At 65.7% G+C, this 14,875-nt stretch carries 12 protein-coding genes; 3 read left to right on the top strand and 9 right to left on the bottom strand.

Annotated elements, in window-relative coordinates; genetic code table 11:
* Positions 1-92 precede the first annotated feature (92 nt).
* The 3 genes from ASG92_RS22005 to ASG92_RS21995 all read right to left on the bottom strand — a co-directional run bounded on the left by ASG92_RS22005 (position 93) and on the right by ASG92_RS21995 (position 2,624).
* Positions 93-521, bottom strand: a complete 429-nt coding sequence (locus ASG92_RS22005) for an HIT family protein (protein WP_056633397.1) — start codon at positions 519-521, stop codon at positions 93-95.
* Positions 518-1,696, bottom strand: coding sequence for an NAD(P)-dependent alcohol dehydrogenase (locus tag ASG92_RS22000; protein ID WP_056633394.1), 1,179 nt, complete (start codon positions 1,694-1,696; stop codon positions 518-520). Before ASG92_RS22000 ends, ASG92_RS22005 begins: the two co-directional genes overlap by 4 nt.
* Positions 1,697-1,784: 88 nt before the next feature.
* On the bottom strand, positions 1,785-2,624 hold the full coding sequence (locus ASG92_RS21995) for a sulfurtransferase (protein WP_056633390.1): 840 nt from the start codon (positions 2,622-2,624) through the stop codon (positions 1,785-1,787).
* Positions 2,625-2,757: 133 nt separating this feature from the next.
* On the opposite strand from ASG92_RS21995, the gene ASG92_RS21990 reads away from it, so the two are divergent.
* Positions 2,758-3,840, top strand: a complete 1,083-nt coding sequence (locus ASG92_RS21990; RefSeq protein WP_056633388.1) for a PLP-dependent cysteine synthase family protein — start codon at positions 2,758-2,760, stop codon at positions 3,838-3,840.
* Here ASG92_RS21990 and ASG92_RS21985 read toward each other — a convergent pair.
* The gene (locus ASG92_RS21985) at positions 3,837-4,493 is read right to left on the bottom strand and encodes an MBL fold metallo-hydrolase (protein WP_056633385.1); all 657 of its coding nucleotides are present in this window, start codon (positions 4,491-4,493) and stop codon (positions 3,837-3,839) included. The genes ASG92_RS21990 and ASG92_RS21985 overlap by 4 nt on opposite strands.
* A 95-nt stretch (positions 4,494-4,588) precedes the next feature.
* On the opposite strand from ASG92_RS21985, the gene ASG92_RS21980 reads away from it, so the two are divergent.
* Positions 4,589-5,104 (top strand): Fur family transcriptional regulator, encoded by a 516-nt coding sequence (locus tag ASG92_RS21980; protein ID WP_056633383.1) that lies wholly within the window; start codon positions 4,589-4,591, stop codon positions 5,102-5,104.
* Here ASG92_RS21980 and ASG92_RS21975 read toward each other — a convergent pair.
* The 5 genes from ASG92_RS21975 to ASG92_RS21955 all read right to left on the bottom strand — a co-directional run bounded on the left by ASG92_RS21975 (position 5,088) and on the right by ASG92_RS21955 (position 10,451).
* Positions 5,088-5,963, bottom strand: coding sequence for a metal ABC transporter permease (locus ASG92_RS21975; protein WP_056633380.1), 876 nt, complete (start codon positions 5,961-5,963; stop codon positions 5,088-5,090). The two genes, ASG92_RS21980 and ASG92_RS21975, sit on opposite strands and share 17 nt — an antisense overlap.
* Positions 5,963-6,778 (bottom strand): metal ABC transporter ATP-binding protein, encoded by an 816-nt coding sequence (locus ASG92_RS21970; RefSeq protein WP_200952052.1) that lies wholly within the window; start codon positions 6,776-6,778, stop codon positions 5,963-5,965. The genes ASG92_RS21975 and ASG92_RS21970 overlap by 1 nt, the downstream gene beginning before the upstream one ends.
* A 3-nt stretch (positions 6,779-6,781) precedes the next feature.
* Entirely contained in the window at positions 6,782-7,738 is a 957-nt protein-coding gene (locus ASG92_RS21965; RefSeq protein ID WP_056633831.1) for a zinc ABC transporter substrate-binding protein, read from the bottom strand.
* Between the two features lie 146 nt (positions 7,739-7,884).
* Positions 7,885-8,955, bottom strand: a complete 1,071-nt coding sequence (locus ASG92_RS21960; RefSeq protein WP_056633377.1) for a hemolysin family protein — start codon at positions 8,953-8,955, stop codon at positions 7,885-7,887.
* Complete coding sequence (locus ASG92_RS21955) at positions 8,952-10,451, bottom strand: hemolysin family protein (protein WP_056633375.1); 1,500 nt, start codon at positions 10,449-10,451, stop codon at positions 8,952-8,954. Before ASG92_RS21955 ends, ASG92_RS21960 begins: the two co-directional genes overlap by 4 nt.
* 569 nt (positions 10,452-11,020) lie before the next feature.
* Here ASG92_RS21955 and ASG92_RS21950 point away from each other — a divergent pair.
* Positions 11,021-14,842: a multifunctional oxoglutarate decarboxylase/oxoglutarate dehydrogenase thiamine pyrophosphate-binding subunit/dihydrolipoyllysine-residue succinyltransferase subunit gene (locus tag ASG92_RS21950; protein ID WP_056633372.1), complete on the top strand. Its 3,822-nt coding sequence runs from the start codon at positions 11,021-11,023 to the stop codon at positions 14,840-14,842.
* Positions 14,843-14,875 lie beyond the last annotated feature (33 nt).

The raw sequence follows: 14,875 nt of genomic DNA, 5'->3' as shown, positions 1-14,875 counted from the left end.
TAAAAGCGCAGGTCAGGACTAAAACAGCCCCAGAGCTGATCGGAATATATGTTCTAGACCCACCGTTCAGGCCGCCGGTACCTCAACACCTACTATGCCTCCGGCACGAACTCCCCGTAGCCGGCGCCGCGGAGTCCGGTGCGCAGTTTGTCGGCGTTCGCGTCCAGCCGTGCAGGGTCCGGGTTGTGCTCCGCGGACGCGAAGTCGAAATCGGCCATGCTGTTGGACGGCCACACATGGACGTGCATGTGGTGGATCTCGTAGCCGGCCACGATAAGGCCTGCCCGGGCGGCACCGAAAACATCCACCTGCACGGCGCCGATGCGGCGCGCCACTTCCATCACCCGGGCCAGCGTTTCCGGCGAGGCGTCCGTCCAGCGGTCCACTTCCTCGGTGGGCACCACCAGAGTGTGACCGTCGGCCAGCGGGCCCATGGTCAGGAACGCGGAAACATCCGGCTCGCGCCAAACGAACCGGCCGGGAATGTCCCCGTTGAGAATCTTGGTGAACAGCGTGCTCATGCGTCAGCCCTTTCCGCCGGTGCCTGCAGGGTGGATACGTCCAGGACGAAACGATACTTGACGTCGCCGGCGACCATCCGGTCATAGGCGTGGTTCAGCTGCTCCGCTCCGACAATCTCGATCTCCGACACCACGCCGTGTTCGGCGCAGAAGTCCAGCATTTCCTGGGTCTCCGCAATGCCGCCGATCAGGGAACCGGCGTACGCGATGCGCCGCCTGATCAGCGCACCGGGGTTGACCGGAGGCATGGCTTCGGAAGGCAGCCCCAGCTGGAACAGCGCCCCGTCCCGGCGCAGCGTCCGGAAGAACGGGTTCAGGTCGTGCGGTGCCGCCACGGTGTCGATGATCAGGTCGACGCTGCGGTTCGCGGCCGCCATCGTGTCCTCGTCGCGGGAGAGGATGACGTCGTCGGCCCCGAGCTCCAGCGCCGCTGAAACCTTCGACTCCGAGGTGGTGAAGACCACTACCTTCGCACCCATGGCCTTGGCCAGCTTGACGGCCATGTGGCCCAGGCCGCCAAGACCCACGACGCCCACCACGTCGCCTTCCTCGACGCCGAAGCGGCGGAGCGGCGAGAACGTGGTGATGCCCGCGCAGAGCAGCGGAGCCGCCGCCGCCGGGTCCAGGTTTTCCGGCACCCGCAGCACGTAGCGGCGGTCCACGACGACGGACGTTGCGTAGCCGCCCTGGGTGATGGAATCGCCGTTGCGGGCGTCCTTCGCACCGTAGGTACCTGTCATGCCACGCTCGCAGTACTGCTCCAGTCCGTCCAGGCAGCTCTCGCACTCGCGGCACGAGTCCACCAGGCACCCGACGCCCACCAGGTCTCCCGGCGAAAAATCATCGACGTCGGAGCCCACCCGGCTGACCCGGCCCACGATCTCGTGACCTGGCACCAGCGGGTAGTTCTGCGTGCCCCATTCGCCGCGGGTTGTGTGCACATCCGAGTGGCACAGGCCGCAGAACTCAATGGCAATTTCAACGTCATCGGCCTTGGGCGCGCGCCGGGCCACTGTCAGCGGCACCAGGCCGCCCGTGCTGGATACCGCCCCGCGGGCGGCGGCCAGGAGTCCCTCCCCGGGGGCCGCAGTTTCGTCGGCCACCTGTTCGGCAGCGCCTTCATCCAGGGTGATCTTCAGGGCAAGCGGCGGCGGTACGGGGCGTCCAGGAGTCATACGTCGACGCTACCCCGCGCAGCCGGATCAGGGCCAGTCGGCCGAACCGGCCCGAGCGGGCCCAAAGCAGCGTTGCGGCAGGTGCGGGTCATCCTGGCTGCGCACCGGTCGCCACCGGCCGGGACGCATCGTTGGACCACTCGGAGAAGGACCCCGGGAAGAGCGCCGCGGGGATGCCGGCGATTTCCAGTGCCGCGATCTCATGGGCGGCAGTCACGCCGCTGCCGCAGTACACCGCCGTCGGCGTCGCGGCGTCGACTCCGAGGCGGGCGAAGCGGAGCCGGAGGTCCTCCGCCGGCAGGAAGCGGCCGCCGTCGTCAAGGTTCCCGGTGGTGGGAGCGCTGACGGCCCCCGGGATGTGGCCGGCCCGCGGGTCAACCGGCTCTATCTCGCCGCGGTACCGTTCGCCGGCCCGGGCGTCGAGCAGCACACCGTGTGCGGCCCATTCGGCGGCTTTCGCTGCGTCGATCACGGGCATGCCGCCGTCGGCGAGCGTCACGTCTCCCGGGGCCGCCTGTTCGAGGCCGCCCTTGAGCGGCAACCCGGCCCGGCGCCAGGCGGGCAGGCCGCCGTCGAGCAGGTAGACAGTGCCGAAGCCGGCGTTCCGAAGCATCCACCACAGGCGGGCGGCCGACGTGCTGCCGGCATCGTCGTAGGCGACCACGACGTCGCCCCCGCAGACGCCCCAGCGCCGTGCGGCCTCCTGCAGCTTTTCGGTCGGCGGCAACGGATGCCGCCCCCGGGCAGGCTCCGCGGGCTCCGCCAGCTCGGTGGGAAGGTCCACGTACACGGCGCCCGGAATGTGTTCCGCGAGGTAGTGGCTGCGGCCGTCGGGGTCTCCGAGCGCCCAGCGGACATCCAGCAGAACGGTGCGCTGTCCGGACGCCATCCGTGCGTTCAGCGCGGACACGTCCATGAGGGTACCCATCAAAATCTCCTTTGGCTTGGATCAAACCGCATGGCAGGATCAGCCGCGGCCGGCACATCCAACTTTAGCTCTGGGTACCCCAGCTCCTGGCAACTCCACCTTCGGGGCGGCCCCGCACCGGTAGGCTGATCCGGTGAACAGTGCAGGCAACAGGAACCGGTCATGGGCCGACGAAGCCGTCCGCAAGATCAATGCGGAAAACAACCGCTCGGCGGACACCCACCTGTATTCCGTGCCGCTGCCGGAGCACTGGGGTGTCCAGCTCTACCTCAAGGACGAATCCACCCACCGCTCGGGAAGCCTGAAGCACCGGCTGGCCCGCTCCCTGTTCCTGTTTGGCCTGGTGAACGGCTGGATCACCGAGGGCACCACGATTGTGGAGGCGTCCAGCGGCAGCACGGCGGTGTCCGAAGCCTACTTTGCCCAGCTGCTGGGTCTCCCCTTCATCGCCGTCATGACCCGCACCACCAGCCCCGAAAAAATTGCGCTGATCGAACAGTTCGGCGGCGCCTGCCTGCTCGTGGACCATGCCTCGGAGGTCTATGCGGCCGCCGCGGACGTGGCAGCCACCAGCAACGGCCATTACATGGACCAGTTCACCTACGCCGAGCGCGCCACGGACTGGCGCGGCAACAACAACATCGCCGAGTCCATCTTCCAGCAGCTGGCCCTCGAGGAGCACCCGGTTCCGCGGTGGATCGTGGTGGGCGCGGGGACGGGCGGCACGAGCGCCACGATCGGACGCTACCTCCGCTATCACCGCCATGACACGTCGCTGGCGGTGGTGGACCCGGAGAATTCTGCCTTTTACCCTGGCTGGCGCAGCGGTTCGGCCGGCTTCAGCACCGGCCTTCCCTCCCGGATCGAGGGAATCGGTCGGCCGCGCATGGAGCCGAGCTTCGTGCCCGCTGTGATCGACCACATGATCCAGGTCCCGGATGCGGCCTCCGTCGCCGCGATGCGGCACCTCCACACCCTGGCAGACCTTCATGCCGGGCCGTCCACGGGCACCAACCTTTGGGGCGTCTGGCAGCTGGTTGCGCAGATGGTCGCCGACGGGCAGCGGGGCAGCGTCGTATCACTGATGTGCGACGGCGGTGACCGCTATGCGGGTAGCTACTACAGCCCTGCGTGGCTGGCGGCGCAGGCACTGGATCCCGAGCCGCATGAGGCCACGATCAGCACGTTCTTCGAGACCGGCACCTGGAACCCTTAGACGTCCACGGATTCACGGCTGGAGAGGTGGGCGAACTCCGTGCCGTACCTGGCGCCCAGCCTCTTGACGTGGCCCTCCACCAGGTCCAGGCCCGTGCTGTTGAGCAGTCCGTCGTGGATAGGGAATGCGCGCGGCGCGCGGACCCCGATGACAAAGTCCACCACCTCGCTCACCTTGTTCCAGGGCGCGTGGACCGGCACCAGGAGCGTACGCACGCTGATGCCGTCAGGGATGATGAACGAGTCGCCGGGGTGGTACACGTTTTCGTCCACAAGGTAGCCGATGTTGGCCACCACCGGGACGTGGGGGTGGATCAGCGCATGCTGGCCGCCGAAGCTCCGGACCGGGAATCCGGCGGCCTCGAAGGACGTTCCCGGCTTCACGGCATGCACCCGGGACGCGGCGCCGGGCGTTTCCGTCCGCAGGTTCTCCGCCACGCCCTCCGGAGCGAAAAGCTCCAGCTCCGCGTTGCCTTCCAGCGCCGACACCACGGCCGCAACGTCGATGTGGTCCGCGTGCTCGTGCGTGATCAGGACAGCGTGCGCACCGTCGAGCGCTTCGGCGGACTCCGAGAACGTCCCGGGATCCAGCACCAGGACCCGCCCGTCCTTTTCCAGCCGGACGCACGCATGCGTGAATTTTGTCAGCTTCATGTCGCCAGCCTAGGGATCCCCCCGATCCGTGTCCACGCGGCTCCGGCTGGTAATCTTGTACATTGCCAATATCCCTTAGCGAAGCGAGTCCATCCATGCCACACGGCGCCAGCGCTGACGGCAGGCCGCTGACCCCTTCGGCGGCAGCTGGCGGCAAAGAGCAGCGGGTCACCAAGCAGCGGCTTGCCGTGAGCGCCGCACTTGACGACCTTGATGACTTCGTCAGCACCCAGGAGCTGTACCGGATACTCCAGAACAAGGGCGTTTCAGTCTCCCTGGCCACGGCGTACCGGATTCTGCAGTCACTGGCCGATGAAGGGCTGGTGGACGTACTGCGGAACGGCGAAGGCGAAGCCGTCTACCGCCGGTGTGCGGTGACGGTGCACCACCACCACCTCCTGTGCCGGAACTGCGGCAAGGCCGTGGAGGTGGAAGCCCCCGCCGTCGAAACCTGGGCCGCGCGGACCGCGCAGGAGCACGGTTTCACCGAAGTGGCGCATACCGTGGAGATCTACGGCCTCTGCCCCGACTGCTCGGCGCGCAAGGCCGGCACCGCGTCCGGTGCACCGTCAGGAACCACGCAGTCAGGCACCACTACGCGGTCCGCATAACCCTGCCGTTGAGCCCGAGCTTGGCCCGGATGCTTCCGATCACCCGGCATACCACGTAGATCAGGAAGGACAACGTGGTCACGTAGGGGCTGATGGGAATGCGCCCGCCCAGTGCCAGGAGAATGCCGCCCACTGTTGCGGCCACGGCGAACACCACGCTCAGGAGCACCACGAGGCGGGGCGACGACGTCACCCTCAGGGCAGCCGCCGCAGGGGTGATCAGCAGGGCAAGAACAAGCAGCGCGCCGACAATCTGGATCGACAGAGCCACGCTGACGCCCAGGAGCACCATGAAGGCCAGCGCCAGCGATCGCACCGGGACGCCGCGCGCCTCGGCGAGTTCGGGATCGACGCTTGCGAAGCTCAGCGGCCGCCAGATGGCGCACAGCGCAGCCATGACCACCACCGCGGTGCCGGCCAGAACCTGCAGCTGCACCGTGTCCACGGAGACGATCTGACCGGTCAGGAGGCCGAACTTGTTGGCCGCGCGGCCTTCATAGAGGGACAGGAACAGGATGCCGAGGCCCAGGCCGAACGGCATGATCACGCCGATGATGGAGTTCTTGTCCCTGGCCCGCACGCCCATGAGACCCAGCAGGAGTGCCGCGGCCACCGAACCGATCAGCGAACCGAACACGACGTCGGCGCCGATGAGCAGCGCGAAGGCGGCCCCGGCAAACGAAAGTTCGGAGATGCCGTGGACGGCGAATGCCAGGTCGCGCTTCATTACGAATGTGCCCACCAGGCCGCCGAGCAGGCCGAGCACGGCTCCGGCCCAGAGCGAGTTCTGTACCAGGACCAGCAGTTCACCGTAGTTTTCAAAGTTGAACACCGACTGCAGGATGCCTTCCGGATCCATCAGACACCCTCCCCGGCGGCTGCATGCGCCTCGTCGTGGTGGTGGGTGGTGGCGTCAGGGAGTCCGACGACGACGATCCTGCCGTTCGCGTGGATCACTTCCACGTGGCTGTCGTAAAGCTCGGACAGGACGTCGGTGGTCATGACTTCATGCGGAGTGCCCACGCTGAACCGGCCTCCGGCCAGGTAGAGGACCCGGTCGACGTAGTCGATAATCGGGTTGATTTCATGAGTCACGAACACCACGGCGCTCTTTTGCTCGTGGCATTGCTTGTTGATGAGTGCGCTGACCGCCTGCTGGTGGTGCAGGTCCAGCGACAGCAGCGGCTCGTCACAGAGCAGCACCCTGGGATCCGTCGCCAAAGCCTGGGCGATGCGCAGCCTTTGCTGCTCCCCGCCCGACAGCTGCCCGACGGGCACCTTGGCGTAGTCGCTTGCCCCTACAAGGTCCAGCAGCTCGTCAATCCTGCGGTTGGCCTTGGCGTTCCGCAGCCGGATGCCCCAGCGGTGGCCGTCAACGCCGAGCCCCACAAGATCCCGGGCCCGCATGGGGGTATCCGGGAGGAAAGGCTTCTGCTGCGGGATGTAGCCGATCATCCGGCTGCCCCGTTCCACGGGATGGCCCCCGATGCTTGCATGCCCGGAGTGCAGTTCCTGCAGGCCCAAAAGCACCTTGAGGAAGCTGGTCTTGCCGCTGCCATTGGGGCCGAGTACCGCAAAGAATTCCCCGGGCTTGATGTCCAGGTCCAGGTCTTCCCAGAGCGCCCGCTTGCCAAACTTGAGGGATGCCTTGCGCAGGCTGATTACCGGGGTCAATTCTTAGCTCTCCAGGGCTTTACTGATGTTCCCCACATTGTCCGCCATCCACTGCAGGTACGTCTTGCCGTCAGGCAAAGTCTCGCTGAAATTCACGACGGGGGTACCAGCGGCAGTGGCCGCATTCTTGAGTGCCTCGGTTTGCGGGCCGTCTGTCTGCTCGTTGTAGGCCAGCAATCTGGTGTCCGGGGAGGCTACCAGCGCCGTGGCGGCCTTCAGGACGGCCGGCGAAACGTCGGTGCCCTCTTCGATGGCGGCGGTGTATTCGGCCGGCGTGCGGTTGTCGAGTCCGGCAGCTTCGAGCAGGTAGAGCGGTACGGGTTCAGTGACGGCAACGCGGGACCCGCCGTGAGCCTTTTTGATGGCGGCGAGCTTTCCTTCGAGTTCCGTCAGTCCTGACTTGAAGGAAGCGGCATTTGCGGTGAATTCGGCAGACGAACCGGGGTCGATCGTTCCCAGTTTCGCGGCCACCGCGTCGGCAAGTCGGGACATTGCCTGCGGGCTGTACCAGACGTGTTCGTTGAATTCACCGTGGTCATGGTCGTGGCCGCTTTCGGCCGTCGCGGATGGTGTGCTGTCAGCTGCCGGGGCCAGCCCTGACACTTCCACGGCACTAATGATGCTGTCATGCGGGATGTTGTTGTCGTCGGCCATCGTGTGGACGAAGTCGTCGTAGCCGCCACCGTTTTCCAGCACCAGCCTGGCCTTGGAAATGGCCAGCCTGTCCTGGGCGCTGGCCTCGTAGGAGTGAGGGTCCTGGCTGGTCCGCGAAATGATGGCGGTGACGTTGACCTTGTCACCGCCGATGGACTCAACGATATCGCCGTACACACTGGTCGATGCGACAACGGCGATGCGGTTGCCGGCCGTCGGTGCGGAGGTCTCGGGCGTCGTTCCGCAGGCCGTGAGCAGCAGGCCGAGACCGGCCAGGGCGGCGCTGATGGAAGTACGGACGGTCATGCGCACGGAGAAAACCTCAGTTCTGGGAACGGCATTTTGCGGGATCAGCAACGTACCGAGTGTAACGCTAAATGGGAATGATTCCTATTTAGAACTGGGCGGCGGCGAGGGACTGCTGTCCCCCGCCGCCGCGTAAGCGTGCCCTGCTATTCGCCGTCGGGCTCGCCCAGCCTGCGTATCCCCTTGGCCTGCGTTGCATCGCGGATCTCGCCCACCAGCTGCTCGATCACGTCTTCAAGGAACAGCACGCCCTCTGTCTGGCCATGGGGTCCGATCACACGGGCCAGGTGGGAGCCGGTGCGCTGCATGACGGACATCGCATTTTCTATCTCGTCGCCACGCGAGAGGTTGGCCAGCGACCGGATCCGGCTTTCGGCAATGGGATGCTGATAGCCCGAGTCGGGAATCGACAGCACGTCCTTGATGTGCAGGTAGCCGGCCAGCATTCCGTCCTCATCCACCATCGGGAACCGGGAGAATCCGGTACGGCTCACGGCCTTTTCAAACTCCAGCGGGGTGGCGGAGGTTTTGAGCATGACCAGCCGCTCCAGCGGGACCATGACGTCCTCGGCCGTGTGGTCCGAAAACTCGAGCGCGCCGGTGATGAGGCCGGCATCATCATCCACCAGCCCGTGCCGGGTGGACTCCTGCACGATTGACTGGACCTCCTCGAGGGTAAAGGAGGAGTTGACCTCGTCCTTCGGCTCGATCCGCATGAGCTTGAGGATGTGGTTCGCGGACCAGTTCAGCGCAACAATCACCGGGTTCACGATGCGCGCGACGAACATCAGGGGTGGAGCCAGGAGCAGGGCCGCCTTGTCCGCGACCGAGACGGAAATGTTCTTCGGCACCATCTCCCCGAAGGTCACGTGCAGGAACGTGACCACCATCAGCGCAACCCCGAACGCGGCGACGTCGGCGATTTCCATGGGCACTCCGAGTGCCGCCAAGGGAACAGCCAGCAGGTGGTGGATGGCCGGCTCCGCTACCAGCAGGATCAGCAGTGAACAGACCGTGATGCCCAACTGTGCGCAGGCAAGCATCAACGAGACATTCTCCATGGCCCGCAACGTGGTGTGGGCGCGCAGGGATCCGGAGTCAGCCAGCGGCTCGATCTGGCTTCGCCGTGCGGACATGACCGCAAACTCGGCCGCGACGAAGAAGGCGTTCCCGATGAGCAGCAGCACCAGCCAGAAAATTCCTACCCAGTCACTCATGCCGCGCCGCCGTTCGTGGCCGACGTGTTCTTGGTTGAAGCGTTCCGGGACGAGCCGTTCTTCGGCGAAGCGTTCCGGGACGGCGCCTTGCGCGCGGACCCTTTCCGGGAGGAGCCGTTCCTGGCCGAGCCGTTCCTGGAGGAACCGGTCTCTGCAGAGGACTTCTCTGCGAAGGACTCCCCTGCCGTGACGTCGCCAGGTTCGCGGTCCGGCTTGAAGCAGATCCGGTCGATGCGGCGGCCGTCCATCCGGGTGACGCTCAGGGTTCCGCCGCCAACCTTCACTGTGTCCCCCACCGAGGCGATGCGCCCAAGCTCGCTCATGACGTAGCCGCCCACCGTTTCGTAGGCCGCTTCGTCCGGGACACTGAGTCCGGGAATCTGTTCGGACAGTTCATCCGGTCGCAGCAAGCCCGGGAAATACCAGTCACCCGAGGCACTCTGCAGCAGGCCGGGCCGGACCTTGTCGTGTTCGTCCGCCACCTCGCCCACGATTTCCTCGACGAGGTCCTCCAGCGTGGCAATTCCGGCAGTTCCGCCGTATTCGTCCAGCACCACAGCGAGCTGCAGGTTGCCTTCCCGAAGTTCGGCCAGCAGGGCATCGAGGTGGATGGTTTCCGGCACCCGGAGAACATCAGTCATGATTGCGCCCGCCTCCAGCTTGGACCGCCGGTTCGATGGAACGGCAATCGCCTTCTTGACGTGCACCAGCCCGCGGATATCGTCAGTGGAATCGCCGATCACGGGAAAACGGGAGTATCCGGTGCGGCGGGCGGCGTCGAGGATGTCCGACACGGGCTGGTCCGCGTCGATGGTCTCGACCCGGATGCGGGGCGTCATCACATCGGCGGCCGTGCGGCCCGAGAAGTTCAGGGTCCGGGCGATGAAGTTCGCCGTTCCCGCGTCCAGGGTTCCCATGGCTGCGGACCTGCGCACCAGGGACGCCAGCTCGGCCGGCGTCCGCGCCCCGGAGATTTCTTCCTTCGCTTCGAGTCCGAAGACATTGAGCACTTTGTTCGAAAAACCGTTGAGGAGAATGATGGCCGGCTTGAAGATGGTTGTGAACATCAGCTGGGGCCGCGCCACGGCCCGGCCGACGCGGAACGCCAGCGCGATCGCCATGTTCTTCGGGACCAGTTCGCCGAGCAGCATGGATAGCAGGGTCGCGATCCCCATGGCGAGTACCAGGGAGACAGATCCGGCCATCGCTTCCGGAAGACCGATCAGGGCCAGCGGCGCTTCCAGGAGCGCGCCCAGCGACGGTTCCATGACGTAGCCGGTCAGCAGGGTTGTCATCGTGATGCCGAGCTGGCAGCTGGAGAGCTGGGTGGAGAGGGATTTGAGGCACTTGAGCAGCGGAACTGCGGCGGTGTCGCCGTCATCAACGGCGCGCTGCACTGTTGGCTGGTCGAGCGCTATGAGGGAAAATTCGACGGCGACGAAGAAGCCGGTGCCGAAGATCAGCAGGAACCCTGCGGCGAGAAGAAGCCACTCCATTTAGCAGCCTGCCGAGGTACTGAGGGGCCTGCGCGGGCAGCTGGCGGGCGAGGGAATGCCGGTGAAACTGCCAGGCGGAGGATGGTCGGCCGAGGCCTGGCCCGTGTCCCGGGAAGTCCCGGCGGGGTGAAGCGGCGGACATTGGCGGGAACGTGAACGGGGATTGCCGGCTCTGCGGGTGGGCTGTGCGGCGCTGGTTCTGCTCCGCTGACAGCCCCCAGGCCGGCACCTAGATTTACTGTCCATAAGAATTGCAGTCTACAGGAGCGCCGTCGCCCGCGGTGGTGCGCACTGCGCCCCGGCCGACCGGCGCCCGAGGTCATTGAAGGCGTGCCCGGAGCCAAGTTCATGGCTGGCGGAAAAGCGCTCTCACCCCCGGATTTGGGCCACCCTCAAGCCACAATTCGGCCAGTACATGATTTGAGTCACCCTTATTGGCAGTTAAGCCGGAACGGTCACTAGACTGGCAGAGGTCTGGGTTCATAGGACACAGAAACTGGTTCGATTGTTGTGCCGTGGCACCTTGGCGACCAGAGGGAATTCAAACTCATGGAAGAGGCGTATTTCAAGTGCCAGAGCAGCCTAGCCACCGTCTACCAGAGGAATTTGGCGGAAACGAGTGGCTCGTTGACGAACTGTACGAGCGTTACCAGCAGGACAAGAATACGGTCGATGCTAAATGGTGGCCCCTGTTCGAATCCTTTGACAGTGGTAGCGGTCCGACTTCCAACGGGGTGCCGAATGTGACATCCGCGACGACCAATCCGGCCACGCGCGAGATGCCCGTTGTTACTCCGCCGGTGCCTTCCAAGGCCCCGGCTGCTGCCACCCCCGCGGGACAGGCACCTGCGGCACCACCGGCAACGTCGCCGGCCGCCGCCCCTGCCGCACCCGCCAAGAAGGCCCCCGCAACGGTGGCCCGCGACGGCGCGAAGAAGACCGAGGCGGGCACCGGCGCCCAGCCCATTCCGGCGCAGCTTCCGAAGAACGTCAAGGCGCCCACCGCGCCCGAGGAAGATGTTGTCTCGGTCCTCCGCGGACCGGCCAAGGCCATCGCCTCGAACATGGTCACCAGCCTCGAAGTGCCGACCGCCACAAGCGTCCGGGCCATTCCGGCGAAGCTCCTGATCGACAACCGCGTTGTCATCAACTCCAACCTGGCCCGTGCGCGCGGCGGCAAGGTCTCGTTCACCCATCTGATCGGCTACGCCGTCATCCGGGCGCTTTCCCAGTTCCCTTCCATGAACGTGTACTACGACGAGGTGGACGGCAAGCCTGTCTCCGTCCAGCCCGCCCACGTCAATTTCGGTATCGCCATCGACATGCCGAAGCCTGACGGCACGCGCCTGCTCATGGTCCCGAACATCAAGAAGGCGGAAACTCTCAACTTCTCCGAGTTCTGGCACACCTACGAGGACCTCATCAAGAGGGCCCGCAGCGGCAAGCTGACGGCGGACGACCACGCCGGCACCACCGTGTCCCTGACCAACCCAGGCGGCATCGGCACGGTTCACTCCGTTCCCCGCCTTTCCAAGGGCCAGGCCGCCATCATCGGCGTCGGCGCACTGGACTACCCCGCGGAATTCCAGGGTGCCAGCGAGAAGATCATCGCGCACAACGCCATCAGCAAGGTGCTCACGCTGACGTCCACCTATGACCACCGCGTCATCCAGGGTGCAGGCAGCGGCGAGTTCCTCAAGCTGGTCCACCAGCTCCTCCTGGGTGCCCAGGACTTCTACGACGAGATCTTCGAGTCCCTGCGCATCCCCTACGAGCCTGTGCGCTGGAGCCCGGACCTTCAGGTGGACCCGTCCGACCAGATCAACAAGGTCGCCAGGATCCAGCAGCTGATCCACTCCTACCGCGTGCGCGGCCACCTCATGGCGGACACCGATCCGCTGGAGTACGTCCAGCGCAAGCATCCTGACCTCGACGTCCTCACCTATGGCCTGACGCTGTGGGACCTGGACCGGGAATGGCCCACCGGCGGCTTCGGCGGCAAGCCCATGCTGGCGTTCCGCGACATCCTCGGAGTGCTCCGCGACGCCTACTGCCGCACCACGGGCATCGAGTACATGCACATCCAGGAGCCGGCCGAGCGCAAGTGGTTCCAGGACCAGCTGGAGCACCCGTACTCCAAGCCGAGCCGTGAAGAGCAGCTCCGGATCGTCTCCAAGCTCAACGCCGCAGAGGCGTTCGAGACCTTCCTGCAGACCAAGTTCGTCGGCCAGAAACGCTTCTCACTTGAGGGCGGCGAGTCCCTGATCCCGCTGCTTGACGCCATCATCTCCGACGCCGCCGACGACGGTCTGGACGAGGTCGCCATTGGCATGGCCCACCGCGGCCGCCTCAACGTGCTCACCAACATCGCGGGCAAGACCTACGCGCAGGTCTTCCGTGAATTCGAGGGCACCCAGGATCCCCGCTCCGTGCAGGGTTCCGGCGACGTCAAGTACCACCTGGGCACCGAGGGCACGTTCACTTCGGACAGCGGCAAGGAGACCAAGGTCTACCTGGCTGCCAACCCTTCGCACCTCGAGGCGGTGGACTCCGTGCTGGAGGGCATCGTGCGGGCCAAGCAGGACCGCCTGGACGAAGGCGAGGCCTTCCCCGTGCTGCCCATCATGGTGCACGGTGACGCAGCGTTCGCGGGCCAGGGCGTTGTGGCCGAAACGCTTAACCTTTCCCAGTTGCGGGGCTACCGCACGGGCGGCACCATCCACGTCGTGGTCAACAACCAGGTCGGCTTCACCACCGCCCCGTCGGCTTCGCGTTCGTCCACCTACTCCACGGACGTCGCCAAGATGATCCAGGCTCCGGTGTTCCACGTGAACGGCGACGATCCTGAAGCAGTGGTCCGCATCGGCCAGCTCGCCTATGAGTTCCGTCAGCGGTTCCACAAGGACGTTGTCATCGACATGGTCTGCTACCGGCGCCGCGGCCACAACGAGGGCGACGACCCCTCGATGACGCAGCCGCTCATGTACAACCTCATCGAGGCCAAGCGCTCCGTCCGCAAGCTCTACACCGAATCGCTGATCGGCCGCGGCGACATCACCGAGGAAGAAGCAGAGCAGCTGCTCCGCGACTACCAGGAACGCCTCGAGCGTGTCTTCGCCGAAACCCATGCGGCGCAGACCTCGCCCATTCCGATCATCACTGCTGACTCCGCGGCCGTCTCCGACATCGAGCGGCCCCAGGCACAGCAGTCGGACTCCGGCACGAACGCTCCGGCGTCCACCGCAATTTCAGCGGACACGCTGGCCCGCATCGGCAAGGCCCACCTGGACATTCCGGAGGGCTTCACGGTGCACGCCAAGCTCAAGCAGCTGCTGGAGAAGCGTGAGCAGATGTCCCGCGAGGGCGGCATCGACTGGGGCTTCGGCGAACTTGCGGCCTTCGGTTCGCTCGTCATGGAGGGTGTCCCCGTCCGGCTCGCCGGCCAGGACTCCCGCCGCGGCACCTTCGTGCAGCGCCACGCAGTCTTCCACGACCGCGCCACGGGCAACGAGTGGACTCCCTTGGGCCACCTCTCGGAAGACCAGGCCAAACTGTGGATCTACGACTCCCTGCTGTCCGAATACGCAGCCATGGGCTTCGAATACGGCTACTCGGTGGAGCGCCCGGATGCCCTGGTGCTGTGGGAGGCGCAGTTCGGCGACTTCGTCAACGGCGCACAGACCATCATCGATGAGTTCATCTCGTCCGCAGAGCAGAAGTGGGGCCAGCGTTCGTCGCTCGTCCTGATGCTGCCGCACGGCCACGAGGGCCAGGGACCCGACCACACCTCAGCACGCATCGAACGCTTCCTTCAGCTGTGTGCCGAGGAAAACATGGTCGTGGCCAATCCCACCACCGCGGCATCGCACTTCCACCTCCTGCGCCGCCAGGCGTACAGCCGTCCGCGCAAGCCGCTGATCATCTTCACCCCGAAGCAGCTGCTGCGCCTCAGGGCTGCCGCTTCATCCGTGGAGGACTTCACCAACGGCGGCTTCAGGCCCGTCATCGGTGACCATGAGCAGCTGCCGGCGGACGCCGTCGAACGCGTTCTCCTGGTCTCGGGACGCCTCTACTACGACCTCCTGTCCACGCGGCAGAAGACGGATGACACGACGACGGCGATCGTCCGCGTGGAGCAGCTGTACCCGCTGCCCCAGGAGGAAATCAAAGCCGAGCTGGCCAAGTACCCCAACGCCGAAGTGGTGTGGGCGCAGGACGAACCCGCGAACCAGGGTCCGTGGCCGTTCATGGGCCTGAACCTCCCGGCGGCGCTGGACCGCCACGTTCGCCTGGTCTCCCGCCCGGCGTCGGCATCAACCGCTGCCGGCTCCATGAAGCGCCACGCCGCCGAGCAGGATGTACTCCTGAAGCAGGCATTCGCGCGTAAGTAGCAGAGCAGCTGCCCGGCCGGACGGTGACATACC

This window comes from Arthrobacter sp. Soil736, from assembly GCF_001428005.1.
In the GTDB taxonomy this organism is placed as follows: domain Bacteria; phylum Actinomycetota; class Actinomycetes; order Actinomycetales; family Micrococcaceae; genus Arthrobacter.
Note: the sequence above shows the minus strand (reverse complement) of the source record. Positions and strands in the feature narration are given on the sequence as shown.

Excerpts from the sequence above, each read along its gene's own strand:
- ASG92_RS22005 (WP_056633397.1), bottom strand. The coding sequence starts at position 521 with ATGAGCACGCTGTTCACCAAGATTCTCAACGGGGACATTCCCGGCCGG.
- ASG92_RS21965 (WP_056633831.1), bottom strand. The coding sequence starts at position 7,738 with ATGACCGTCCGTACTTCCATCAGCGCCGCCCTGGCCGGTCTCGGCCTG.
- ASG92_RS22000 (WP_056633394.1), bottom strand. The coding sequence starts at position 1,696 with ATGACTCCTGGACGCCCCGTACCGCCGCCGCTTGCCCTGAAGATCACC.
- ASG92_RS21980 (WP_056633383.1), top strand. The coding sequence starts at position 4,589 with ATGCCACACGGCGCCAGCGCTGACGGCAGGCCGCTGACCCCTTCGGCG.
- ASG92_RS21985 (WP_056633385.1), bottom strand. The coding sequence starts at position 4,493 with ATGAAGCTGACAAAATTCACGCATGCGTGCGTCCGGCTGGAAAAGGAC.
- ASG92_RS21995 (WP_056633390.1), bottom strand. The coding sequence starts at position 2,624 with ATGGGTACCCTCATGGACGTGTCCGCGCTGAACGCACGGATGGCGTCC.
- ASG92_RS21955 (WP_056633375.1), bottom strand. The coding sequence starts at position 10,451 with ATGGAGTGGCTTCTTCTCGCCGCAGGGTTCCTGCTGATCTTCGGCACC.
- ASG92_RS21960 (WP_056633377.1), bottom strand. The coding sequence starts at position 8,955 with ATGAGTGACTGGGTAGGAATTTTCTGGCTGGTGCTGCTGCTCATCGGG.
- ASG92_RS21975 (WP_056633380.1), bottom strand. The coding sequence starts at position 5,963 with ATGGATCCGGAAGGCATCCTGCAGTCGGTGTTCAACTTTGAAAACTAC.